This window comes from Christiangramia sabulilitoris (assembly GCF_007050985.1).
GTDB lineage: Bacteria > Bacteroidota > Bacteroidia > Flavobacteriales > Flavobacteriaceae > Christiangramia > Christiangramia sabulilitoris.
On record NZ_VHSF01000003.1, the window covers coordinates 639,191 to 661,803 of the forward strand.

The 22,613-nt window shown below is 38.8% G+C and carries 22 protein-coding genes; 5 read left to right on the forward strand and 17 right to left on the reverse strand.

Translation table 11 applies throughout. The features are described from left to right. Positions 1-6 precede the first annotated feature (6 nt). The 3 genes from arsS to FGM01_RS13070 are packed head-to-tail and all read right to left on the reverse strand — an operon-like array spanning position 7 to position 1,689. The gene (gene arsS / locus FGM01_RS13060) at positions 7-1,062 is read right to left on the reverse strand and encodes an arsenosugar biosynthesis radical SAM (seleno)protein ArsS (RefSeq protein WP_143411607.1); all 1,056 of its coding nucleotides are present in this window, start codon (positions 1,060-1,062) and stop codon (positions 7-9) included. Between the two features lie 49 nt (positions 1,063-1,111). Beyond that, positions 1,112-1,447, reverse strand: coding sequence for an arsenosugar biosynthesis-associated peroxidase-like protein (locus tag FGM01_RS13065; RefSeq protein ID WP_143411608.1), 336 nt, complete (start codon positions 1,445-1,447; stop codon positions 1,112-1,114). 59 nt (positions 1,448-1,506) lie between these two features. Beyond that, on the reverse strand, positions 1,507-1,689 hold the full coding sequence (locus tag FGM01_RS13070; protein ID WP_143411609.1) for a hypothetical protein: 183 nt from the start codon (positions 1,687-1,689) through the stop codon (positions 1,507-1,509). A 275-nt stretch (positions 1,690-1,964) separates the two neighbouring features. Between FGM01_RS13070 and FGM01_RS13075 the strand changes: the two genes are divergently transcribed. Both FGM01_RS13075 and FGM01_RS13080 read left to right on the forward strand, forming a co-directional pair. Next, the gene (locus FGM01_RS13075; RefSeq protein ID WP_143411610.1) at positions 1,965-3,011 is read left to right on the forward strand and encodes a helix-turn-helix domain-containing protein; all 1,047 of its coding nucleotides are present in this window, start codon (positions 1,965-1,967) and stop codon (positions 3,009-3,011) included. A 99-nt stretch (positions 3,012-3,110) separates the two neighbouring features. Continuing rightward, the gene (locus tag FGM01_RS13080) at positions 3,111-3,569 is read left to right on the forward strand and encodes an SRPBCC domain-containing protein (RefSeq protein ID WP_143411611.1); all 459 of its coding nucleotides are present in this window, start codon (positions 3,111-3,113) and stop codon (positions 3,567-3,569) included. Positions 3,570-3,663: 94 nt separating this feature from the next. Here the strand turns inward: FGM01_RS13080 and groL are convergent, their stop codons facing one another. The 7 genes from groL to miaB form a co-directional block, all read right to left on the reverse strand. After that, a complete protein-coding gene (gene groL, locus FGM01_RS13085; protein ID WP_143411612.1) occupies positions 3,664-5,301 on the reverse strand; it encodes a chaperonin GroEL in 1,638 nt (545 codons plus the stop codon). Positions 5,302-5,405: 104 nt separating this feature from the next. Beyond that, complete coding sequence (locus FGM01_RS13090; RefSeq protein WP_143411613.1) at positions 5,406-5,681, reverse strand: co-chaperone GroES; 276 nt, start codon at positions 5,679-5,681, stop codon at positions 5,406-5,408. A gap of 153 nt (positions 5,682-5,834) precedes the next feature. Then, on the reverse strand, positions 5,835-6,176 hold the full coding sequence (secG, locus tag FGM01_RS13095) for a preprotein translocase subunit SecG (RefSeq protein ID WP_143411614.1): 342 nt from the start codon (positions 6,174-6,176) through the stop codon (positions 5,835-5,837). Positions 6,177-6,178: 2 nt separating this feature from the next. Then, positions 6,179-7,054 carry a hypothetical protein gene (locus FGM01_RS13100; RefSeq protein WP_143411615.1) on the reverse strand — a complete coding sequence of 292 codons (876 nt, stop codon included), beginning with the start codon at positions 7,052-7,054 and terminating at the stop codon, positions 6,179-6,181. Beyond that, positions 7,054-7,557 carry an LptE family protein gene (locus FGM01_RS13105; protein WP_143411616.1) on the reverse strand — a complete coding sequence of 168 codons (504 nt, stop codon included), beginning with the start codon at positions 7,555-7,557 and terminating at the stop codon, positions 7,054-7,056. The genes FGM01_RS13100 and FGM01_RS13105 overlap by 1 nt, the downstream gene beginning before the upstream one ends. Positions 7,558-7,647: 90 nt before the next feature. Then, a complete protein-coding gene (locus FGM01_RS13110) occupies positions 7,648-8,913 on the reverse strand; it encodes a sigma-54 interaction domain-containing protein (RefSeq protein WP_143411617.1) in 1,266 nt (421 codons plus the stop codon). Positions 8,914-8,971: 58 nt separating this feature from the next. Beyond that, the gene (miaB, locus tag FGM01_RS13115) at positions 8,972-10,417 is read right to left on the reverse strand and encodes a tRNA (N6-isopentenyl adenosine(37)-C2)-methylthiotransferase MiaB (RefSeq protein WP_143411618.1); all 1,446 of its coding nucleotides are present in this window, start codon (positions 10,415-10,417) and stop codon (positions 8,972-8,974) included. Between the two features lie 143 nt (positions 10,418-10,560). Here miaB and FGM01_RS13120 point away from each other — a divergent pair, with 143 nt between their 5' ends. Continuing rightward, positions 10,561-11,787 carry an LVIVD repeat-containing protein gene (locus tag FGM01_RS13120; RefSeq protein ID WP_143411619.1) on the forward strand — a complete coding sequence of 409 codons (1,227 nt, stop codon included), beginning with the start codon at positions 10,561-10,563 and terminating at the stop codon, positions 11,785-11,787. A gap of 54 nt (positions 11,788-11,841) precedes the next feature. On the opposite strand, the gene FGM01_RS13125 is transcribed toward FGM01_RS13120, so the two are convergent. From FGM01_RS13125 to FGM01_RS13140, 4 genes are all read right to left on the reverse strand, one after another. Further along, entirely contained in the window at positions 11,842-12,138 is a 297-nt protein-coding gene (locus FGM01_RS13125) for a TIGR03643 family protein (protein WP_143411620.1), read from the reverse strand. 105 nt (positions 12,139-12,243) lie between these two features. Beyond that, on the reverse strand, positions 12,244-12,504 hold the full coding sequence (gene rpmA / locus FGM01_RS13130; RefSeq protein ID WP_143411621.1) for a 50S ribosomal protein L27: 261 nt from the start codon (positions 12,502-12,504) through the stop codon (positions 12,244-12,246). A gap of 26 nt (positions 12,505-12,530) precedes the next feature. Next, on the reverse strand, positions 12,531-13,022 hold the full coding sequence (rplU, locus tag FGM01_RS13135) for a 50S ribosomal protein L21 (protein ID WP_143411622.1): 492 nt from the start codon (positions 13,020-13,022) through the stop codon (positions 12,531-12,533). Positions 13,023-13,137: 115 nt separating this feature from the next. Then, a complete protein-coding gene (locus FGM01_RS13140; RefSeq protein ID WP_143411623.1) occupies positions 13,138-13,602 on the reverse strand; it encodes a DUF4199 domain-containing protein in 465 nt (154 codons plus the stop codon). Positions 13,603-13,770: 168 nt separating this feature from the next. On the opposite strand from FGM01_RS13140, the gene FGM01_RS13145 reads away from it, so the two are divergent. Further along, a complete protein-coding gene (locus FGM01_RS13145) occupies positions 13,771-15,096 on the forward strand; it encodes a M16 family metallopeptidase (protein WP_143411624.1) in 1,326 nt (441 codons plus the stop codon). Between the two features lie 19 nt (positions 15,097-15,115). Beyond that, positions 15,116-17,179: a M16 family metallopeptidase gene (locus FGM01_RS13150; RefSeq protein ID WP_143411625.1), complete on the forward strand. Its 2,064-nt coding sequence runs from the start codon at positions 15,116-15,118 to the stop codon at positions 17,177-17,179. Between the two features lie 45 nt (positions 17,180-17,224). Here the strand turns inward: FGM01_RS13150 and FGM01_RS13155 are convergent, their stop codons facing one another. The 3 genes from FGM01_RS13155 to FGM01_RS13165 form a co-directional block, all read right to left on the reverse strand. After that, positions 17,225-18,130: a DMT family transporter gene (locus tag FGM01_RS13155; RefSeq protein ID WP_166435230.1), complete on the reverse strand. Its 906-nt coding sequence runs from the start codon at positions 18,128-18,130 to the stop codon at positions 17,225-17,227. Between the two features lie 107 nt (positions 18,131-18,237). Beyond that, positions 18,238-19,560, reverse strand: a complete 1,323-nt coding sequence (locus tag FGM01_RS13160) for a RagB/SusD family nutrient uptake outer membrane protein (protein ID WP_143411627.1) — start codon at positions 19,558-19,560, stop codon at positions 18,238-18,240. 10 nt (positions 19,561-19,570) lie between these two features. Beyond that, complete coding sequence (locus FGM01_RS13165) at positions 19,571-22,597, reverse strand: SusC/RagA family TonB-linked outer membrane protein (RefSeq protein WP_143411628.1); 3,027 nt, start codon at positions 22,595-22,597, stop codon at positions 19,571-19,573. Positions 22,598-22,613: the final 16 nt, after the last annotated feature.

Below are 22,613 nucleotides of genomic sequence, written 5' to 3' on the forward strand. Positions count from 1 at the left end.
TCATGATCAGGCTACGCTTCCCTGGCAACTACTACCGGCCCCGGCAGTACAACCATAGCAATGTTGTGAAATTATAATATTCCTGTCGTTTAATAAATCTTCGTTATACGCGCTAATATGTTGCACTTTACTATCAACTTTTAACTCCAGCATTTGGTTGAAATCACAGTCATACAACCAGCCATCCCAGCTAATGGAGATGGTATTTGTACACATTACATTCTCCACAGCCGCAGGATTATAGGCATCTACCAGGGCGTACATATAATCCTCGTAATTCTCTGAAGCAATAAGATATTCCAGGAAACGACTTATAGGCAAGTTGGTTATCGCAAATAAATTATCGAAATCTATATTGAAATCTTCCTTTAAAGCAACTTTAAAATCATGCTCCATGGCCTGTTGATCTGTAGGCAGGAATGCCCCGGAAGGATTATAAACCAGGTCAAGTTTTAAACCGGTACCTTCCTGTGCATAACCAACCGAATTGAGCATTTGTAAGGCCTTTATAGATTTATCAAAAACCCCGCTTCCACGTTGCTTGTCTGTCTTCTCTCTTTTATAAAAGGGAAGCGAAGATACTACGTGTACATTGTGTTTCTTAAAAAATTCCGGAAGGTCATGATATTTTTTATTAGCCAGAATGATGGTTAGATTAGACCTTACGATAAAATCCTTAATGCCTGCCTTTGATGCTTCTTCCACGAACCATCTGAAATTCGGATTCATTTCCGGAGCTCCACCCGTAAGATCCAGGGTGTGGGCACCTGTATTTTTAATTACTTCAAGACATTGTTCCATGGTTTCCCGGGTCATGATCTCTTTCCTGTCTGGACCGGCATCTACGTGGCAATGAGAACAAACCTGATTGCACATATAACCAAGATTAAGCTGGAGTATCTCTAATTTTTTTGGTTTCAGGGGGAAATTACCGGTTTGGCTAATCTTGTCTTTGAATGTGGGTAAACCACCATTTTGAAAAATACCGTTACTCAGGAATTTTAATTGATTTTTAGGACTGGAAAGATCATCCTTTCGTGCTTTCAGGGACTTAATGGTCATAAAGAAATTTTGATGCGTTAAATAATTAGTACACTTATTACGAAAATACTTACATACTTAACTTTTTGTACTTGTTCATCATTTGAACGCCATGCACCAAAGTAGCTCCACTTTCAATTGCTGCGCCGGCATGCACCGCTTCCATCATTTCCTCTTTGGTAATACCCCGCTGTAATCCGTCTTTAGTATATGCATCTATGCAATATGGACATTTAACAACGTGCGACACAGCCAGGGCAATCAGGGATTTTTCGCGCGCAGAAAGTGCTCCTTCTTCGAAAACCTTACCGTAGTAATCGAAGAATTTGTTTCCTAATTCCTCACTCCATTCAGTAATTTCTCCAAATTTTCTAAGGTCTGCAGGATCATAATAATTTTTAGACATAGTAAAGTTTTTATGCTTTTAGCATTTAATATAAATACGAAATTTTTACAGTAGCGGATTTATAAAGTAACCACTCCTGTTACAGAAAGAATGATAAGCAAAAAAACCAGGATAATAAGTACTACCACCCACATTTTGTTCCTGGAATTACCGGTTCTTGTTTCTGTAGATTGATTTCTACTTTGTTCAGAATCTTTATGATCTGTTAGCATAGGTGAAGACCTGTCTTTATCTGCGCTCATAATATTGGATTTTCCTGAATTTAAGGCCCTGTGGTTTTCCAAAAAAAGATTTAACAAATAATTGATATCTAAACACAGTTGCTTATTTAGCCGTGAAATCAATCTAAAGAAAGGGCATTATAACGTTTTTCGCATTACAATTATCTTAAATAATGATATCTCGCACAAGAATTCTTAAAATTTTCACACAAATGATAATTTTACAGCCTTTGTGTTTAGAAAAAATTAGTAAAAAACGCTTAACTTTAAAAAGCGCGAATTCTACGAGATTATCAATGAGAATTATTGTTAAAACCTTACCAGTAAACGAAATCCTCGAGGATATTGCAGAAACCCTTGGAACTGAATTAATAAACCGAAACGGAGAACTAAGTGTTAATATTCCGGAAAGTTCCGGAGAAGGTTATATAAGAGGAGTCAGTTTCGATTCCGGGATGGGCATCCTTACTTATAACTGTAAATTCTACGAGGATGTAGAAATTCATTTTGCGTTAAATACAGTACATCCGCTAAAGTTTATTTTTTGTTCTGAAGGAAGCGTAGGACATCGTTTTCAGAAGAGTGATGAGCTTCACACCATTGACACTTACCAGAATATTGTAGTAAGCAGTAATGGCTACCAGGGACACATTTTGTACTTTAAAAAGAATATTGCCACCCATGTATCCAGCCTGGAGATCATCAGGTCGATATTCGCGCATAGATCTAATTACGATTTCAAGGACCTTGACCCTACTTTAAAGGAGCTTTTTCAGGATGCCGTTTCTAAGAAGCAATTTTTTTACCAGGGGAATTACAGTATTAAAGCTGCAGATCTTATGGACGATATCAGCACTAAGGATTATTCCGGTTTTTTGCGCAACCTGTTCCTTGAGGGTAAGGCCTTTGAAATGCTGGTCATCCAGATCGCACAATATGAAGACGACGAGAATGGTGAAAACCTGCCTAAGATCCTCAGAAAATCTGATATCGAAAAAGTAGATTATGTCGCGAAAAGAATTCAGGGGGATCTTAGCACAAATCTAAATGTGGAATCCCTGGCGAAAGAAGCGGGCACTAATGTGAACAAGCTGCAGGAAGGTTTTAAATATGTATATAACCTTACCGTAAATAAATATATGCAGAATGTAAAGCTTGAGGCGGCTAAGGAGATGCTAAAACTTTCAGATAAGAATATTTCAGAGATTGTCACCTCTATAGGACTTAATAACCGAAGTTATTTTTCAAAGATCTTTAAAGAAAAATATGGAGTTAGCCCCAAGTATTTCCTCAAATCCAAGAAACAACTTAAAACTGAAGAGATCAAAGAAGAGCAGGATTAATAAGATTTACTGTTAATTCTACGTTCTGGCTTTAAATTAAGAATTCATTCTTCTTTTTTATAAATTCCCGATCTTTAATTTTTTAATCGATTATTACAAATGAAAGATCTCGAGATCAATGCAGCGCTGCAAATAGGTAAATCCAGGCAGGTAGTCTTCGAAGCTATTGTAGAGCCAGAAAAAATGTCCAATTACTTTATATCTGAAAGTACCGGCACTATGGTAGAAGGCGAGGAGATCACCTGGAAATTTCCTGAATTTGATATGACATTTCCCGTGAAAGTGCTAAAGGTCAAGAAGCCTGAATTCATCTCTTTTGAATGGGAAGGCTCGCCGGGAAAAATGCTTACCGTTGGTATAAGCCTGGAAGAATTAAGTCCAGATAAAACCCTGGTGAAAATCACTGAGGGCAAAATGCTGAATAATGAAGAAGGTATTCAATGGTACGGTAGAAATTCAGGCGGATGGGCAAATTTTTTAGCCTGCCTCAAGGCATACCTGGAATTTGGCATAAACCTGCGTAAAGGAGGCTTTGATTTTATGAAACAACCCGAATAAACCTGTACCAGCTATAAATAAAAAACCCGCCTTTAAAAGAAGCGGGTTTTTTTATAAAGTCTAACGGTTAAAATCTAACGTCTAACTTTTGCTTTTACATCATTCCTGGCATACCGCCTCCCATACCTTGTGGCATTCCGCCTCCGGCATTTTCTTCAGGAAGGTCGATCAATGCACACTCAGTAGTAAGGATCATTCCGGCAACAGAAGCAGCGTTCTCAAGAGCTACTCTGGTTACTTTCTTAGGATCTATGATACCGGCCTTCATCATATCTACATATTGATCTGTCTTGGCATCATATCCAAAGTCCTTTTTACCTTCAAGAACCTTGTTGATCACTACAGAACCTTCACCACCCGCATTCTCCACGATCGTTCTCAATGGAGCTTCGATAGCTCTGGAAACGATCTGTACACCGGTTGCTTCATCAGCATTTTCGGTCTTGATCTTGCTTAGTACAGCCTGGGCTCTTACTAAAGCAACACCTCCACCTGCAACAATACCTTCTTCTACCGCCGCTCTGGTGGCATGGAGTGCATCATCTACACGGTCTTTCTTCTCTTTCATTTCAACTTCTGAAGCTGCACCTACATAAAGTACGGCAACACCACCGGCTAATTTTGCCAGACGCTCCTGAAGTTTCTCTTTATCGTAATCTGAAGTCGTAGACTCGATCTGAGCTTTGATCTGGTTTACGCGGTTATGAATATCATCATTATTACCAGCTCCGTTTACGATAGTGGTATTATCCTTATCGATAGCAACTTTTTCTGCAGTACCTAACATATCGATAGTTGCATTTTCTAAAGTAAATCCTCTTTCTTCAGAAATTACAGTACCTCCGGTTAAGATCGCAATGTCTTCTAACATTGCTTTTCTACGATCACCGAAACCTGGAGCCTTAACGGCTGCAATCTTCAATGATCCACGAAGTTTGTTCACTACAAGAGTTGCAAGAGCTTCTCCGTCTACATCTTCAGCAATGATCAATAATGGTTTTCCAGATTGAGCCACTGGTTCAAGTACAGGAAGCAGATCTTTCATTGAAGAGATCTTCTTATCAAAAAGAAGGATATAAGGATCTTCAAGATCTGCGGTCATTTTTTCTGAATTGGTCACAAAGTAAGGTGAAAGATATCCTCTGTCGAATTGCATTCCTTCAACCACGTCTACGTGAGTTTCAGTTCCTTTTGCTTCTTCTACAGTGATCACACCTTCTTTTCCAACTTTATCAAAAGCCTGGGCAATTAGATCACCTATCTTATCATCGTTATTAGCAGAGATCGAAGCAACCTGTTTGATCTTTTCAGATGAATCGCCAACCTCTTTGGTTTGTTTGGCAAGATCTTCAGTTAAGGATAATACTGCTTTATCTATACCTCTCTTAAGATCCATTGGGTTTGCACCAGCAGCAACGTTCTTAAGACCTTCTTTTACGATAGCCTGAGCAAGAACGGTAGCGGTAGTGGTACCGTCACCGGCAAGATCATTGGTTTTTGAAGCAACTTCCTTTACCATCTGTGCTCCCATGTTCTCCAGAGCATCTTCAAGTTCGATTTCTTTTGCCACAGTTACACCATCCTTAGTTACAGTTGGTGCTCCAAATGACTTACTAATAATCACGTTACGACCCTTAGGTCCTAAGGTTACTTTAACAGCATTGGCTAATGCATCTACTCCACGCTTGATCCCGTTACGGGCCTGGATGTCAAATTTTATATCTTTTGCCATTTTTATAGATTTTAATTTTCAACAGCCTGAGGGCATTGAAAATATTTGGTTAATTAATTTTTTGATTTATTCCCTGCGGCAGCAGGAAAGTAATTTTGATGTAGTTATACTATTGCCAGAATATCATCTTCCCGCATAATCAGGTAGTCTGTACCTTCAAGCTTTAGCTCGGTACCTGCATATTTACCATAAAGAACCATATCCCCTTCTTTAACGGTCATATCGTGATCTTTAGATCCTGCACCAACAGCTACTACTTTACCTTTTTGAGGTTTTTCTTTTGCGGTTTCGGGAATAATAATCCCAGATGCAGTCTTGTTTTCTGCAGCAACAGGTTCAATAACAACCCTGTCTGAAAGCGGTTTAATGTTTAGTCCCATTTTTTATAATTTTTATTACAGGTTAATTAATTTTTTAATCGTGCTTAGGGATATTCCTAAAATTATGCCAGCGATTTATTCCTGCCATTAACCAAAAAAAAATGCCAGCTTGTCATAAGCTGGCATTTTTAAATTATAATGTTTTGTGAAAATCTACTGTGCACTGTCAGTCTCTACCGGTTGAGCTGGATTCTGAGCTGCAGGAACCTCTGTATTTACAGGTTCATCACTTTCAAAAACCCTTGTAGCTGCTCCCGCAGGTGCATCCATAATGGCTACATTCGAAAGAAGAATCAATACTAATAATAAGGTAGCCAGGGTCCAGGTACTTTTATCAAGAAAATCTGTGGTTTTCTTAACTCCTCCCATTTGTTGACCACCACCTCCAAAAGATGAAGATAAACCTCCTCCTTTAGGATTCTGTACCATAATTACAACTACCAGCAAAAATGCTACGATAATTATTAAAGCTAAAAAAATAGTGAATGTACTCATTCTTATTCGTTATTAATGTCTTGTAATTTCTCTATTGCCCGAATTTGGTCTGCAAAGAAACCACTTTTTTCGGGATTTTTCAAAATTAATATTTTATAAGCCTGGATGGCTTTTTTATAGTTTTTCTGCTCGAGATATACCTTAGCCAGAGTCTCTGTCATAAGGGATTCCGGGGCAGTTGTACCCTGTTCTGCCAGGTTCGCTTTATTGGCAATTTTACCTGGCTTTATTTTAGGATTCTTAGAAATGAATTCTTCTATCAGCTCGAATTTACGCGAACGGTTTTCATCTTGCTCATTCCTTGCACTCTCTTCTCTTTCAATAGGCTGTGCTTTGGTAAGTTTTAACCATTCTGAAAAAGAATGGGATTCCCTCCCGTCAAATTCCAAAGGCTTTCCAATTCCAAGCTCATCTTCAGAAGAACTTTCTTTTTGCCCAGTCTGGATTTCTTCCTCCTCTACAGGTTCATGTCTTTCAAATAAAGAAGGATCCATCACCAATTCAGATTCAGACTGCTTCATCTTTATGGCCTCATTGATATCAATACTCCTGCGTCCATGCACCTCTTCTGGCTCATAAACGGTCATCTGCATCAACCTTTCTTCCTGGTCACGTATCTGTTTGGCAATTTGATTTTGATTAAATTCTGCCGAGGTAATAAATTCAAATAAAATACTGCGGTCTGTGGTATATGCGGCGGTCTTTTTTAAAGCGTCATTATAACTAAATTCCTGGTGCTCTTTTAAGCCCTTTAACCTGATAGCCCGCGCCGCCTGAAAATAAGGAGCTTTGACCAAGATCTTTTCGATCTCTCGGGTTTGCTCTGCGGTGATCTCACCCGGGTTTTCCAGTAAATTTGTTAGCGCTTTTATATCCATTACCAATCGGTTAAAGCCGCATTAAAAATATCCTGAGTTAGTCTCGTATAAATTTCATCTAAAGCGGTTTCCAGGGCAGCACCTACAAGTTGAGTCTGCGCAGGATAATCAAAATAAAATGAGAATCTACGTTCAAAATCCTTATCCGGCTCCAGGGTATTGTAATATCTCACATTCACCGTTATGGTCAACCTGTTCTGGGCTGCCGTATTTTGGGCAGTAGCAGACATAGGAGAGATGTAATACTCTGTGATTTCTCCTTCAAAGATAAGGTCTCCATTGGTATTGGTCAGGTTAAGACTGGTTTGATTAAGGATAAGATCCTGAAGAGAAATAGTAAAAGCCCGGTCTATACCCGGTTCTACCAGATCTGCATTATTTTGAAAAAAGTTCACCTGGAAAGATTCTGCCTCGCCGGTATCTGCACCCGTAAAAGAATAAATACCACAGGACTGGAGGCTTAATAGAAGTACGGAGCAAAAAATAAAAAATAATTTCTTCATATGTTTTTAGCTGTAAGCTTTAAGCACTAAGCTGATAAGATCCAAAATATTAAATTCGGCTTATCGGCTTGATCCAGGGGCTGAAAGCTACTACAAATTATACTGTTTTATCTTTCGGTAAAGTGTTCGTTCGCTTATCCCAAGTTCTTCGGCAGCAGCTTTACGTTTACCGCTATGTCTTTCCAGAGATTTCTTTATGAGTTCTAACTCCTTATCCTGAAGAGATAGCGTTTCCTCTTCCTCAATTTCTTCAGCAAAATAGTATTTATCTTTTTCTTCCTGTCTTGCCGTAGAATTATTTTGCTGTGGAATTTGCAGAACATTTAACTGGTCGTCATCGATATCTGCCTCATCAATATCATCGCCGCTATTTCCATAGATCTTCTGAATTAAACCTTCATTATCATCCTGTACCTGCTTGGAATCACCTTCCTGCATCAATTTAAGGGTAAGTTTCTTCAGATCATTCAGGTCACTCTTCATATCGAAAAGAACTTTATAAAGAATCTCCCGCTCATTACTAAAATCACTCTCCTGTTTTTTATCTGAAATCACCGCCGGAAGATTACTTCCAACATCGGGCAGGTAATGCCGCAGATCTGAAGCACTTATAATTCTATTCTGTTCCAGAACCGAGATCTGTTCAGCAATATTTCTTAGCTGACGGATATTTCCACCCCACCTGTACTTTAGTAGGAGGTCCACGGCATCATCCTCCAGTTTTATCGTAGGCATTTTATACTTCAGGCCAAAGTCTGAAGCGAATTTTCTGAATAAAAGGTGAATATCATCTTTTCTCTCGCGAAGTGGCGGCAGGTTGATCTCCACGGTACTCAATCTATAGTAAAGATCCTCTCTGAATTTCTCTTTCTTAATAGACTCGAACATATTGATGTTCGTAGCCGCTACGATCCTCACGTTTGTTTTTTGAACTTTGGAAGAACCTACCTTGATGAATTCTCCATTTTCCAACACCCGCAACAAACGCACCTGGGTTGGTAAAGGCAGTTCACCAACCTCATCTAAAAATATAGTTCCGCCATCGGCAACCTCAAAATATCCATTCCTCGTTTGGGTAGCTCCGGTGAATGCTCCTTTCTCGTGACCGAACAATTCACTGTCTATAGTTCCTTCAGGAATGGCCCCACAGTTCACTGCTATGTATTTCCCATGTTTCCTGTGAGAGAGGGCATGAATGATCTTGGGGATACTTTCTTTACCCACACCACTCTCTCCGGTAACAAGCACCGAAATATCTGTTGGCGCAACCTGTATCGCCTTTTCTACTGAACGATTTAGTTTGGGGTCGTCACCAATGATCCCAAATCGCTGTTTTATCGCCTGTACTGATTCCATTTAGAAATATTCTGTATTGCTAAAAAGCATAATCCCGAAAATTATGCTTTAATACTATTTAATTATTATCGCTATAACCTACCGGCTTCCCGATCAAGGTTGCACTGGTACAATCATTAATTATTACATTCACGAAATCTCCTACCTGATAATTTTCTTTATCAAATACCACTACTGTATTCTGAGAATTTCTTCCACTCCAGTGGTTTGCAGATTTTTTCGATTCTCTTTCGATGAGAACCTCAACAGTTTGTCCCAGGAACCTTTCTGTTCTTCGCTTGCTATGCTTTTGTTGAAGATCTACTATTTCCTGCAGCCTTCTTTTCTTTACTTCTTCCGGTACATCATCCTCAAGTTTACGCTCGGCCATAGTACCTGGTCTTTCAGAATATGCGAACATATAGCCAAAATCATACTGAACATATTCCATCAGGGACAGAGTGTCCTGATGATCTTCTTCGGTTTCTGTGGGGAATCCGGTGATAAGATCATGAGAGATTCCGCAGCCCGGAATCATTTTTTTAATATTATCTATAAGCCTGAAGTATTCCTCCCTGGTGTGAAGTCGATTCATTTTTTTCAAAATACGGTCACTCCCACTTTGTACCGGTAAATGAATGTAATTACAAATATTACGATATTTAGCCATGGCCTCTATAACATCCAGAGTCATATCCTGGGGATTGGAAGTAGAGAAGCGAATTCTCATTTTTGGCTGTGCTTCGGCAACCAGCTTTAAAAGCCCGGCAAAATTGGTAGCGGTCGCTTTTTGAATTTCGGTGGCATTCTTAAAGTCCTTCTTTAATCCGCCGCCATACCAAAGATAACTATCCACATTCTGCCCTAGTAAGGTGATCTCTTTGTATCCTTTGGCAGCGAGGTCATTCACTTCCTCAATAATACTTTGAGGATCACGGCTTCTTTCCCTGCCACGGGTAAATGGTACCACACAAAATGTACACATATTATCACAACCACGGGTAATGGATACAAATGCAGAAACACCGTTTGTTTGCAGCCTTACAGGCGAAATATCACCGTAAGTTTCTTCCTTGCTAAGGATAACATTTATGGCATCTCTACCTTCTTCGACTTCGTTGATAAGATTTGGAAGGTCCTTATAGGCATCTGGTCCCACGACCAGATCTACGATCTTCTCTTCCTCGAGAAATTTGCTTTTAAGTCTCTCGGCCATACAACCCAGTACTCCAACTTTCATCCCTGGATTTATCCTCTTTACGGCATTATATTTCTCCAGACGTTTGCGAACAGTTTGTTCAGCTTTTTCCCTGATAGAACAGGTATTCACCAAAACAAGATCTGCCTCCTCCAAATTCTGGGTGGTATTAAAACCTTCTTTGGAAAGAATAGAAGCTACAATTTCACTATCGCTGAAATTCATAGCGCATCCGTAACTTTCAATGAAAAGTTTACGACTGTTCTCTGCTTTCTGTTCAAGCACTAAAGAGTTTCCCTGCTTTTTTTCGTCTATTGTCTTCTCCATAAAACTGTAATAACCGGTCGGTTTTTAGAATCGCAAAGATAGGACTAAACAGAGTTCTGACAAAGTGACAGAAAAAATTTATTACGTACCTACGCAACCAAATTCCCACTCCTGCATCTTTATATTAACCAATAGAATAAAAAATGAAAAAGCTCTTCCTGTTTCCCTTGCTCCTGGCATTCCTATTTCTTTCTTCCTGCAGTGAAGAGCAAGAGTCAAACCTGGTTACCGTTGCTGTTCCCGTTACTCAAAGTATTGCAGATTTTAGAGCTTCGGTGAAAGTTGAACAACCCAAAGGAATTAAAGAATCAGGGAAAATTTACGCCTGGAAGGATTATATTTTTGTGAACGACAAGAATGAAGGAGTTCATATATTGGACAACCAGGACCCTCGCAATCCGGTTAAAATAAAATTCATTAACATTCCCGGAAATAAGGACATCGCGATAAGTGATGCGAAACTATATGCAGACAGCGGAATGGATCTGGTGGTTTTTGACATCAGCGATATGAACAATATTAAGGAAACAAACCGGTTAAAAGATGTGTTCCCTACGTATTTTCATATTGCACCTGCAGGTGCAAGTTATGTTGATTTTGAGAATTTTAACCAGGAAAATGAAGTAATCGTGGGCTATGTCTTCGAAACCAGGAAAATTGAAATGGTCACCATGGATACCGACTGGCTTAGCTTTGAAAGTGTTTCAGGCGGAAACCGAAGCGGAACCGGGGGCAGCATGTCCAGGTTCAGTATTAACAAGGATTTTCTTTATTTAGCAGATGAAACAGCCCTGTCTGTATTTGACATTTCAAATCCCTCCGATCCAAACAGGGTAAGCTCTGAATATGCCGGCTGGCGAATAGAAACCATTTTCAATTACGAGGACCATTTATATTTAGGCAGCGCAACCGGTATGTATATATATAGTATTGAGGATGCCGCGGCTCCAAAGCAGGTTTCTTTTTTACAACATGTACTTGGCTGTGACCCGGTGGTGGTAAAGGATAATTATGCCTACGTCACCATTCGAGGGGGCAATGAATGCGAACAGAATTTCAATCAGTTGGACGTAGTGGATATCTCAGATAAACAAAATCCTGAAATTGTTGAAACCTATGAAATGACCAATCCCTATGGTCTGGGCGTGAAAGACGATTGGTTATTTGTTTGTGATGGAAATGACGGATTGAAAGTATTTGATATAAAAAACACTCCCAGCCTTGAGCAAATTGGTCATTTTTCTGACATAAATACCTATGATGTCATCCCTCTGGATGAAAAATTGCTCATGGTTGGGAATAATACACTTTATCAATATTCCTATAAAGGCGATGAGATCAATTTACTTAGCACCTATATTTTAAATTGATCTGGCCTTTTGTTTGGTTTTTGTGAAGATCCCCGTTACCACGGGGATTTTTTCTTAGTATTTCTTTTTCGAGATCCTGTTTCCTGTAATCTGCCGCTGAGCTTTACTTTTAAATCTTTTAACCGAATCATTTCTAAGCTTCTCATGTTTGGTAGGTCTCCCCTGAACTCTCGCTCTCCATTTTCTCCAGTTACGGGGATGCATCTGTTCCCGCATAAAAGTAATCACCTGTTTTTCAGTTAATCCAAACTGATATTCTATAGCTTCAAAGGTAGTGCGGTCTTCCCAGGCCATGGAGATTATCCGGTCTATCTGCCTCTCATCAAATTCATATTCTTCAGCAATTTTCATTTTGTTTAATTTTTTTACAATATAATTAAACATTTTAAATAATAGCCATAAAAAAACCCCAATCCTGAGAAAGGGGTTCTGTATACTTATAAAAGTTTGTTTTAATTAAGCATCGAAAGGCTCAATAGAAACATAAGATTTATCATCTTTCTTTTTTGTGAACTTCACAAGTCCGTCAACTTTAGCATGTAAAGTATGGTCTTTTCCGGCATATACATTTTCACCTGGACGATGAGCCGTACCTCTTTGTCTTACGATAATATTTCCTGCAACGGCAGCCTGACCACCAAAGATCTTCACACCTAAGCGTTTCGATTCTGATTCTCTACCGTTCTTGGAACTACCAACTCCTTTTTTATGTGCCATTTTATTGCGTTTTTAGTAGTTTAAATTTAGCTTAATGCAGCAATTAGTTCTGCTTTCTTCATTGAAGAATAACCTTCAACACCTTTTTCTTTAGCCATTTCTCTAAGCTCAACTACAGTGTGCTGACTTAGATCACCTGATTTAGACTCAGATTTAGCTTCTTTCTTAGGCTCTTCTTTTTTAGCTGAAGTTGCTTTCTTACCACCTTTAAGGTCTATCCCTTCAATTAAAAGTTCTGTAAGGGCTTGTCTGTGACCGTTCTTAACACGGTAACCTTTACGTCTTTTCTTTTTGAATACAATAACTTTATCACCTTTCAAGTGACGATTGATCTTTGCTCCAACAAGAGCTCCTTCTATAGCCGGGGCGCCAACGGTAATATTGTCTCCATCTGCAGTCAGAAGAACTTTATCGAAAGAAACACTGTCTCCTTCTTCTCCTGCTAAACGGTTTACAAAAACCTTCTGGTCTTTTGCAACTTTAAATTGCTGCCCTGCTATCTCTACAATTGCGTACATAGCGTATAATTAATTATTTAAATACTTAAAATAAATCTCACGTTTTCACGCAAGCGGGTGCAAATATAATCCTAATTAATTAATTGACAAAGGTTTTTTACTTTTTCAAAGTTGGTTACAAAGTATGCTTCTTAGCTTCTTTGGTGTTCCAGGATTGTTTAAATAATTGCATAAAAGAAAGCGTCAACACCAGACTTGTTGCGAAGCCCATCACAGCTACCACAAACAATACAATACCAATATTGGTATTATAGTCCACTATCCATACAGTAATAAGATCATCCAAAAACCCAGGATTGAACTCGGCAGCGTATAGACCAAAGAATATGGTGAATATTATCGTAGCATTAAAGCCGGTTAATAAACTAGCCATAAACCCTTTTTGATACTTGAACTTATTCCCTTTATGCAACCTGTAATGTTTTAGAGCTTCATACATCCCATAAGCCATGATTACCCCATTGAATAAGCTGAATAATGGGTATACATGTAAATTGAATATTGAAAGAATTAAAAAGTAAGCGATTAATCCGGCTGAAATAGCCACTCCGTATTTAATTGGAATACTGAATTTGCCCATAGCAATTTGATAGTTTTGGTAGTAAATTTCCTAAAAAAGTAGCGTTTTTTGCCTTAATAGCCTGTTAATTTTAACACAATGGAGAGGATTAGCATTTTCAGAGTATAAATCTGTAACTTATTCGCTTACTTGGTTACTAATGTAATAACTGAAAAAAATTTATTGAAAATGACTAACAAATTAAAGCTAATATTCTGCTCTCTCCTTGTTGGAGCTGCAGGATTTGCTCAGGAAGTAGAATTTACTGAGTATGAATTAGAAAATGGCCTGGATGTGATCCTGCATCAGGACAATACTGCTCCTGTGGTAACAGTAGGAGTAATGTACCATGTAGGTGCTAAAGATGAGCAACCCGGAAGATCTGGTTTTGCCCATTTCTTTGAACACCTACTTTTTGAAGGTACTGAAAATATTGAACGTGGAAAATGGTTCGATATCGTGGCTGCAAATGGCGGAAGTAATAATGCCAACACTACTCAGGACAGGACCTATTACTACGAAACCTTCCCGTCTAACAACCTTGAACTGGGTCTATGGATGGAATCTGAAAGAATGCTTCACCCGGTAATTAATGAAATTGGAGTAGAAACTCAAAATGAAGTTGTAAAGGAAGAAAAACGTTCCAGGATCGATAACGCTCCATACGGAAAGATCATCTATGCAACCGGAATTAACAAATATGTATTTGACAAGCATCCTTATAAAAATTCTGTGATTGGGACTATGGAAGATCTTGACGCTGCAGAACTTGATGAATTCAAATCTTTCTTCCAAAAATATTATGGACCTAATAACGCGACTTTGGTTGTAGCAGGTGACATAAATATTCAGGATACCAAAAAGATGATCGCCAAATATTTCAGTGAAGTTCCAAAAGGACCTGAGGTTGAAAGAGTGGAGATCGAAGAGGAACCTATTACAGAAACTATTGAAGCCACCGAATATGACAGTAATATTCAGATCCCGGCGAAATTGTTCGTTTATCGCACTCCATCAATGGTAGACAGGGATGCATATGTACTGGACATGATCTCATCAATACTTACAGATGGTAAGAGCTCAAGAATGTACAAGAAAATGGTAGACGTAGAAAAAACTGCCCTGCAAGTGCTTGCTTTCCCAAGATCGCAGGAAGATTACGGTACCTATGTTATGGGAGCTTTAGCTCTTGGAGATACACCACTGGATACCCTTGCTGTTTCCATGGATGAGGAAATTGAAAAACTTCAAACTGAACTTATTTCTGAAAAGGAGTATCAGAAATTACAGAACAAATTCGAGAATCGGTTTGTGAATTCTAACAGCAGTATCGAGGGCATCGCCTCTTCGCTGGCAACTTATAGTGTACTTTATGACGATACAGATCTAATCAATGAAGAGATCGAGATCTACAGAAATATCACCAGGGAGGATATTAAAAGAGTTGCGAACCAGTATCTACAGGAAAACCAAAGATTAGAATTGGATTACTTACCTGAAAGTGCCAAGGAATAACCTAAAAAACAAAGAAAGAATGAAATTCAATATACTTACATTATTTATTGCCTGTTTTCTTACCACAGCGTCTTTCGCTCAGGTAGATCGCTCGAAGCAGCCGGAACCGGGACCGGCTCCAAAAATAAATCTGGGACAACCAGATGAATTTGTACTGGACAATGGTCTGAAAGTATTAATCGTAGAGAACCATAAGCTCCCAAGAGTTTCGGCTTCACTAATCATAGACAATACTCCCCATGCCGAGGAAAAGCCGGCTACAGCCGCACTGGTTTCCTCGTTACTGGGAACTGGAACCAAGAATATTTCAAAAGATGCTTTTAATGAAGAGATCGACTTCTTAGGTGCCAACCTCAACTTTGGATCTGAAAGTGCTTATGCCAGTTCGCTTTCCAAATTTTTCCCAAGAGTTATGGAGCTAATGGCTGAAGGTGCCCTTAGACCTAATTTTACACAGGAAGAATTTGAGGCTGAAAAAACAAAACAGATAGAAGGCCTTAAGGCTAACGAAAAGAATGTTGGCGCTATCGCCAGCCGTGTTAGTGCAGCTCTTGCCTATGGAAAAAACCACCCTTATGGTGAGTTTGCCACGGTAGAGAATACAGAGAAAGTGACCTTACAGGATGTAAAGGATTTTTATAACAGTTACTTTAAACCTGCCAACGCATACCTGGTTATAGTAGGAGATGTAAAGAAAGATGAAGTAAAAAAACTGGTCAAAAAGAATTTTGGAAGCTGGGCGAAAGGCGCTCCAAAAACCAAAGAATTACCTGAAGTAGCCAATGTGAAAGAAACGCAGATCAACTTAATTGATATGCCAAACGCTGTACAAAGCGAGCTAAGGTTGCAGAATACCATCAAACTTAAAATGAATGATGAGGACTATTTCCCTGTTTTGGTTGCAAACCAGATCTTAGGAGGGAGCTTTGGAAGCTATCTTAACATGAACCTAAGAGAAAATAAAGGATATACTTATGGCGCCAGAACAAGTACCGGTGCAGATAAATATGCTTCCAGATTCGTGGCCCAGGCAAGTGTAAGAAATGAGGTTACCGACAGTGCTATCGTAGAATCTCTTAAAGAGATCAACAGGATTAAAACAGAACTGGTGGATGCAGAGATGCTGGAAAACGCCAAGAGTAAATTCGCCGGAGATTTCGTTCTTAGACTTGAAAGCCCTTCGACGATCGCCAGTTACGCCTTAAACGTTAAGACTAACGATCTTCCAAAGGACTTTTACGAAAATTTCCTTTCTAAGATCAATGCAGTGACTGCTGAAGATATCAAACGTGTTGCCAACAAATATTATCAAATAGATAATATGAGAATAGTTGTGGCAGGAAAGGCTTCAGATATTGCTGAAAACCTGGAAAAGATAAAGTGGAATGGAAATACAATTCCGGTTAAATACTATAACAAATTAGGGGAACCAATAGCAAAGCCGGTTAAGAAAGAATTAGATCCTGCTATTACCGCCGATGCCGTTTTCTCGAAATATATCGAGGCTATCGGAGGTGAAGATTCTGTGATGAATATAGAAAGCATGGTGATGATCGCCCAGGCTGAGATCCAGGGAATGAAGCTTGATCTTGAGATGAAAAAGACCAGTGATGGAAAAATGAACCAGTCTATTTCTATGGGCGGGAATGTTATGAACATGCAGGTTTTTGATGGCAATACCGGTTACGTTATGGCTCAGGGACAAAAAATGCCTTATAATGAAGAGCAGATCGCCATGGCTAAAACCGATGCGCAGATCTTTCCTGAATTAAATGCCGAAAACGCTAAAGTTAGCGGTATAGAGAAAGTAAACGAAGAAGACGCATATGTGGTTGAAATGGATGACAGCAACAAGAACTTTTATTCTGTAGAAACTGGTTTAAAGGTGAAGTCTGTAAAGTCTGTTTCTCAGGCCGGTCAAACCATGACCATTCCTACCCTTTATAGTGATTATAAAGAAGTGGAAGGCGTGAAGTTTCCATTTATGATCTCCCAAAGCATGGGACCACAGTCATTCGAATTCAAAGTATCTGAAATTCTGGTGAATGAAGGTGTTGAGGAAAGTGATTTTGCAACTGAGTAATTTCTAATAAACTTCATATAAAAAGCCCCTTTAACGGGGCTTTTTTTATATAGCCTGTTTGCGATATCTTGAAATCAGGCTTTTGGATTTATTCACAATGAACACACCTATTAGAATCACAAAGGCAGAGATCAATTGCCAGAAACTGAATATCTCTCCATCCATAACTCCCCAGCCCAAAGCTACAACGGGTATGGTATAAGTAACCGAGGTTGTAAAAACCGGATCTGAGATCTGCACAAGTTTATTAAAAATGATCATAGCTACCCCGGTTCCTATAATCCCCAATATAGCTACACTCAGGATCGAAAACTGAAAGGCATCATTGAATTCTACATTTTCGAAGAATCCGCTAAGGAACAGAATCAGCACTGCCGGCAGGAACAACACAGAGAAATTTCCTGCAGCTATACCTAATGGTGAGATATCGCTCATCCTGGTTTTAAGAATATTTACATTCATCGCGTAACAGGCAGCCGCCATGATCACCAATATCGAATACATATAATTCTGATCCGGGTTTATACTGGCACCACTAATTATCAATCCCGCCGTTCCTAATAAACCTACAATAACTCCCGTGATCTTATTCTGGCTGAAAACCGACCGGAAAAACAAAGCTCCGAAGATAAGAGTTAATAAGGGTGTTGTTGCGTTTAAAATAGAAGCTATGGCACTGTCTATTTCTGTTTCAGCATAAGCGAATAGATAGACCGGGAAAAAAGAACCCAGGAATCCTGACAATATGATCCATTTCCATTGTCTTAAAGAGAGCCTGCTAATACTTTTAAAGCCAACAAGGATGAGAAAAACTGCGGCAAATATAATCCTGAAAGAACCCACCTCCAATGCCGTTAAACCTATTAAAGCCTTTTTTATCAAGATGAAGGAGCTTCCCCACACGATGGAAAGAATGATCAAATAGATCCATTTAAGATTTTTCAAACCAATAGAAGTTTTCAGTTATGAGCGCGAATATAAATTATAGGAATGGTATCAAATTAAAAAATCCATTCCAATACAATTGGAATGGATTTCAAATTAAAATGAATGATAAATTATTGATTTTCGTTTAGCGGTATAGGGAATTGAGCAAAGACATTATCTCCCTCTCTGTCAATTGGCAAATCGTCCAGTCGGTCATATCTTCGAACATCAATCCATCTGTGACCTTCAGCAAACAGGGAATACCTTCTCTGCAACAACATTTCATCTATTAGAGCCGCTTCGGTTGTTGGTCCCGAATAATCATCAAGACCGGCAGCGTTTCTTATAATATTCAAAGCATCAACAGCTTCTGAAGGATTAATAAAAATGTTTGCTTCGGCATAAAGAAGGATCAATTCTTCATTTCTAATGATAGGAATATCATCTACATTAGATTTATATCTAAAAACAGAGTATTGACCACTTAGGTTATCCAATGCTAATGCTTCTTCCCGGATTGCTACTTTATCTAAACGAGCATCGTCCTGCTCTGCATCTGCTATAAAAGTTGGATGTACGATTCTTGCTCCAGCGGTGGTTGCCTCTACAGGAAAAAACATAGGATTTAGAAGGTCTGTTTGATCTGCAGAAAAATTATAATAGACACCCATATCAAAATCTGAATTCAATTCAAGAAAAGAATCTTCCAGATATTCTAAAACAGCAGTATAATCTTCCTGATATGCAGCAACTCTAGCCGCCAGGGCTTGGTTAAATTCTAGAAAGCTATCTGGAGTATTGAAACCAGAATACCCAGAAGGCAAATTAAAAAAGAATTCATCACCACCCGCCCGTAAGTCCGATGCTGCTTCATCTAATAAACTTCTAATCGCTTCAAGAGAGGCAGAATATGAAAGGAAGGGACCTAGGTTATCTGGATCAGAAACATCTACTCTAATTCCATTCTCATAAGTTAGATTTAGATTAAGCAAAAGCTCATGAGCTTTTAAAGTTTTAATTAAACCTAAGGTAGAGTTGAGTTCGGCATCTGTTAATTGCGACGAGAGATCGTTGTTAGCGATATAATCCTGAATAAGGTTTACCATTTTAACAGTTTTATATCTTTCTGCCCAGGGAGCGGTGATATAAAAAGTATTATTATCCAGAACAGCATCGTCCTTACCAAGAAGATCTGCAGTAAAACGAGGATCAGAACTTGAAAACCTCCAGTACTCCCTTCCAAGCACGCCAGTATCATCAAAATAAGTTCCCAGGCGTAATCTCATACTATAGAACAAACCTCCCACCAAATCCTGCAGATCACCGCGGGTAAGATTCTCCCGAAAGGCATCTACCTCCGGATTATTTAAATCTGAAAATTCTTTTACTTCACAAGAGCCAGTAATACCTGCAATGGTGAGGAAAAGAAATATGTTTTTTATAATTTTTTTCATCTTGTATCTATTAAAAATTAACTGCTAAATGAAATAAATATCTCTTTGAGGACGGGAATGGTGTTACTTCCACCCCGGTGAAAATCCCATTAGAACCGAAGTTAGAAACTTCAGGATCATAACTATTATAATCAAAAATATTTATAAGGTTAGTTCCGGAAAATCCTAGTTTAACTCTATCTATACTGCCTCCAAGAAAATTTTCGAAGACAGATCCTGGCACGTTATAATATAATCCCAGTTCCCTTAACCTAAGATAAGAAGCATCTTCAACAAATACCTCAGCCGACGAACCAAGCTGACTTACACGATAAGGACCATTCCCAAGTTCTCCTGAAGGATCAAGATCTATAGTATCGTAATCATGACTGGTCCCATTAAGATCGGTTAGCAGGGCAGTTAAGTTGATATTATCCCCACCATTTTTCCATTGCCAAACAAAAGATAGATCAAAATTCTTATAAATTAATTGAGAATTAAAACCCATTTGAAAGTCTGGTTCTGCATCGCCATATTTCTGAAATCCATTTGGACCAGGATTCGTTCCAATACCAACGATCTGAGTAGCGCTTTGACCTTCTTCAATCCTGAAAGTTCCAAGTGTTGCTCCAAAAGCGCCGATATTAAATGGATCTACATCCAGGCGAGTTATTTCAGAAGTATTTTTGAAAAAATTCACACCAACACTCCAGTTCAAATCCTCTGTGCGAACAGGAACCGCATCAATAGAAAGTTCAATTCCTTTATTTTGAAGTTCCCCTGCATTTACAAATTGGGTAGTAAATCCTGTTGAAGGTTCGATCGCAGATCGAAGAATTAGATCATCAATTGTTTTAATATAATAAGTTCCAGAAAAATTCAGCCTGTTCTGAAAAAAGCTTACATCAGTACCAAATTCAAACTCTTTTTGTCTTTCAGATTTAAGATCTTTTGATCCTTGCACATTTATCAAACTAATACCTAAAAGTCCGTCTGTAGAGAATGTATTATAGGAGGTAAATAAAGCTCCAAAAGGAGGGAAGTTTCCAGCCTCGCCATAAGCTGCTCTTAACTTGAATTGACCCCATTCGCTTGAATCATTCCAAAAATCAAATTCATTAAAATTAACAGCCACAGATGCTTTCGGGTAGTAATTAAGTTTATTTGCATCGCCGTTATTGGATGACTTGTCTCCTCTTAAACCCAGAGTAGCTATTATTCTATCCTGATAATTTACTTCCTCTTGCACAAAAAATCCTGAATCTTCCTGGCGCAATCTGGTTTGATCTACTCCGGTGTTCGCTGCCTGATCAACGTTCGTTTCTGACGCAACTAATCCAGTAGCCGTGATAAGTTGTGTATTCCTATCGAAATATTCCCGGGTAAGACCAGCTTGAGTTCTAAAATTAATATTGTTATCTGTAAAATAGTTATGAACCAGAAATCCGGAAAGGTTATAGTTTTTATTCTGTGTATCTCCCTGAACCGCAACTCCATTTAACCCACCATTAGAAGGTTTCTGAAATTGCAATGCCTTGGGAAATATAGCCCGGGTTTTAAGTCCGTAGAAATCCAAGCCTCCACGTAATATCAGCTCTAAACTAGAGCTTTCTGCCTTATAAAGATCAATATTGGCGGTTCCTCCAATGATAAACCTGTTTACAGTTTCATTATTTCTTACCAAATCTCTTGTTTGCAAAATATTTGATGCACCTAAAGCATAATCCGGATAGACTCCATCTTCATTAGGAAAAAGATCATACCAGGGGAATGTAGAAACCAGACTTACACCTAAGGTTGTTCCACTATTATCATTATTAAAGAATCCCCTGTTAGAAGACGAGTGAATATAACTTGAACTTAATCCCAGTTTAATAAAATCTGTTGGTCTGTGATCCAGATTTAATCTAAGTGAAGTTTTCTTATATCCGGTATTTAAAACAATTCCATTCTCATCATTATGAGTAATCCCAGTAAAGAATTTAGTTTTTTCACCACCTCCACTCATACTAAAATTGGTAATACTTATAAGACCTTTCTCACCAAATAACTCTTCTTCATAATCCACTAAATTTCCTGAATCTCTCGCTTGAGAAAATAATGCCACCTGTGCATTTGCCGCATCTCTGGAAGCCTGATCTGCAACTGGATCTTCACTGGCCGAGTAGAAAAGATCAAAAACTCGATCCTCTGTATAATTTCTTTGCCCCAACAGGTTTGTTACCTCGGTCCATCCTGTGGCCTGTGAGAAATTAAATTTTGTTTCTCCGGCTTTACCACGTTTGGTTGTGATTATCACAACTCCAGCTGCGGCTCTTGATCCATATATCGCCGCTGCAGATGCCCCTTTAAGAATTTCAATATTTGCAATATCTTCCGGATTAATATCTGCGATCCTATTAGATGGGTTATCCTGATTAGAAGCACTTCCACCAGCAGCCGCTGCAGAAACCACATTTAAACCAGCGGCAATTGAAGAGTTATCAATATACACTCCATCAACAATATATAATGGCTGGGTATTACCCTGTATTGATGTTGCTCCTCTTAATTTTACTGATAGTCCTCCCCCTGGCGCACCAGAGTTAGCACTAACTGTAGCACCCGCAAATTTACCATATAAAGCTCCGTCCAGTGTTGGAGGCGGTGTCCTACCGGAAATTTCATCTGCAGAAAGAGAGGCTACTGCATTGGCCGCATTTTCTCTTTTAATAGATGTTGCAAGTCCGGTAACCACTACTTCATCCAAAGCTGCCGCAGATTCCACAAATCTAACGGTCAATGGCGAATTGTCAGTAACATTGATCTCCTGAGTCTCAAATCCTAAATATGAGAACACCAAAGTTGTTGGGAGCGATTCAACGGTAATTTCATAATTACCTTCAAAATCACTGGTAGTTCCATTACTTGTTCCTTTCTCCACTACGTTAACAAATGGAACTACCTGACCTGTAGCTTCATTAATCGTTTTTCCTGTAAGTACTTCCTGCGAAAGGAGTATTGAAGGAAAAAGCAGCAAGAAAATCACTTTGAAGTAACTCAAAGAAAATTGCTTCATAATTGTTAAATTTTTA

Excerpts from the sequence above, each read along its gene's own strand:
- arsS (WP_143411607.1), bottom strand. The coding sequence starts at position 1,062 with ATGACCATTAAGTCCCTGAAAGCACGAAAGGATGATCTTTCCAGTCCT.
- FGM01_RS13065 (WP_143411608.1), bottom strand. The coding sequence starts at position 1,447 with ATGTCTAAAAATTATTATGATCCTGCAGACCTTAGAAAATTTGGAGAA.
- FGM01_RS13070 (WP_143411609.1), bottom strand. The coding sequence starts at position 1,689 with ATGAGCGCAGATAAAGACAGGTCTTCACCTATGCTAACAGATCATAAA.
- FGM01_RS13075 (WP_143411610.1), top strand. The coding sequence starts at position 1,965 with ATGAGAATTATTGTTAAAACCTTACCAGTAAACGAAATCCTCGAGGAT.
- FGM01_RS13080 (WP_143411611.1), top strand. The coding sequence starts at position 3,111 with ATGAAAGATCTCGAGATCAATGCAGCGCTGCAAATAGGTAAATCCAGG.
- groL (WP_143411612.1), bottom strand. The coding sequence starts at position 5,301 with ATGGCAAAAGATATAAAATTTGACATCCAGGCCCGTAACGGGATCAAG.
- FGM01_RS13090 (WP_143411613.1), bottom strand. The coding sequence starts at position 5,681 with ATGGGACTAAACATTAAACCGCTTTCAGACAGGGTTGTTATTGAACCT.
- secG (WP_143411614.1), bottom strand. The coding sequence starts at position 6,176 with ATGAGTACATTCACTATTTTTTTAGCTTTAATAATTATCGTAGCATTT.
- FGM01_RS13100 (WP_143411615.1), bottom strand. The coding sequence starts at position 7,054 with ATGGATATAAAAGCGCTAACAAATTTACTGGAAAACCCGGGTGAGATC.
- FGM01_RS13105 (WP_143411616.1), bottom strand. The coding sequence starts at position 7,557 with ATGAAGAAATTATTTTTTATTTTTTGCTCCGTACTTCTATTAAGCCTC.
- FGM01_RS13110 (WP_143411617.1), bottom strand. The coding sequence starts at position 8,913 with ATGGAATCAGTACAGGCGATAAAACAGCGATTTGGGATCATTGGTGAC.
- miaB (WP_143411618.1), bottom strand. The coding sequence starts at position 10,417 with ATGGAGAAGACAATAGACGAAAAAAAGCAGGGAAACTCTTTAGTGCTT.
- FGM01_RS13120 (WP_143411619.1), top strand. The coding sequence starts at position 10,561 with ATGAAAAAGCTCTTCCTGTTTCCCTTGCTCCTGGCATTCCTATTTCTT.
- FGM01_RS13125 (WP_143411620.1), bottom strand. The coding sequence starts at position 12,138 with ATGAAAATTGCTGAAGAATATGAATTTGATGAGAGGCAGATAGACCGG.
- rpmA (WP_143411621.1), bottom strand. The coding sequence starts at position 12,504 with ATGGCACATAAAAAAGGAGTTGGTAGTTCCAAGAACGGTAGAGAATCA.
- rplU (WP_143411622.1), bottom strand. The coding sequence starts at position 13,022 with ATGTACGCAATTGTAGAGATAGCAGGGCAGCAATTTAAAGTTGCAAAA.
- FGM01_RS13140 (WP_143411623.1), bottom strand. The coding sequence starts at position 13,602 with ATGGGCAAATTCAGTATTCCAATTAAATACGGAGTGGCTATTTCAGCC.
- FGM01_RS13145 (WP_143411624.1), top strand. The coding sequence starts at position 13,771 with ATGACTAACAAATTAAAGCTAATATTCTGCTCTCTCCTTGTTGGAGCT.
- FGM01_RS13150 (WP_143411625.1), top strand. The coding sequence starts at position 15,116 with ATGAAATTCAATATACTTACATTATTTATTGCCTGTTTTCTTACCACA.
- FGM01_RS13160 (WP_143411627.1), bottom strand. The coding sequence starts at position 19,560 with ATGAAAAAAATTATAAAAAACATATTTCTTTTCCTCACCATTGCAGGT.
- FGM01_RS13165 (WP_143411628.1), bottom strand. The coding sequence starts at position 22,597 with ATGAAGCAATTTTCTTTGAGTTACTTCAAAGTGATTTTCTTGCTGCTT.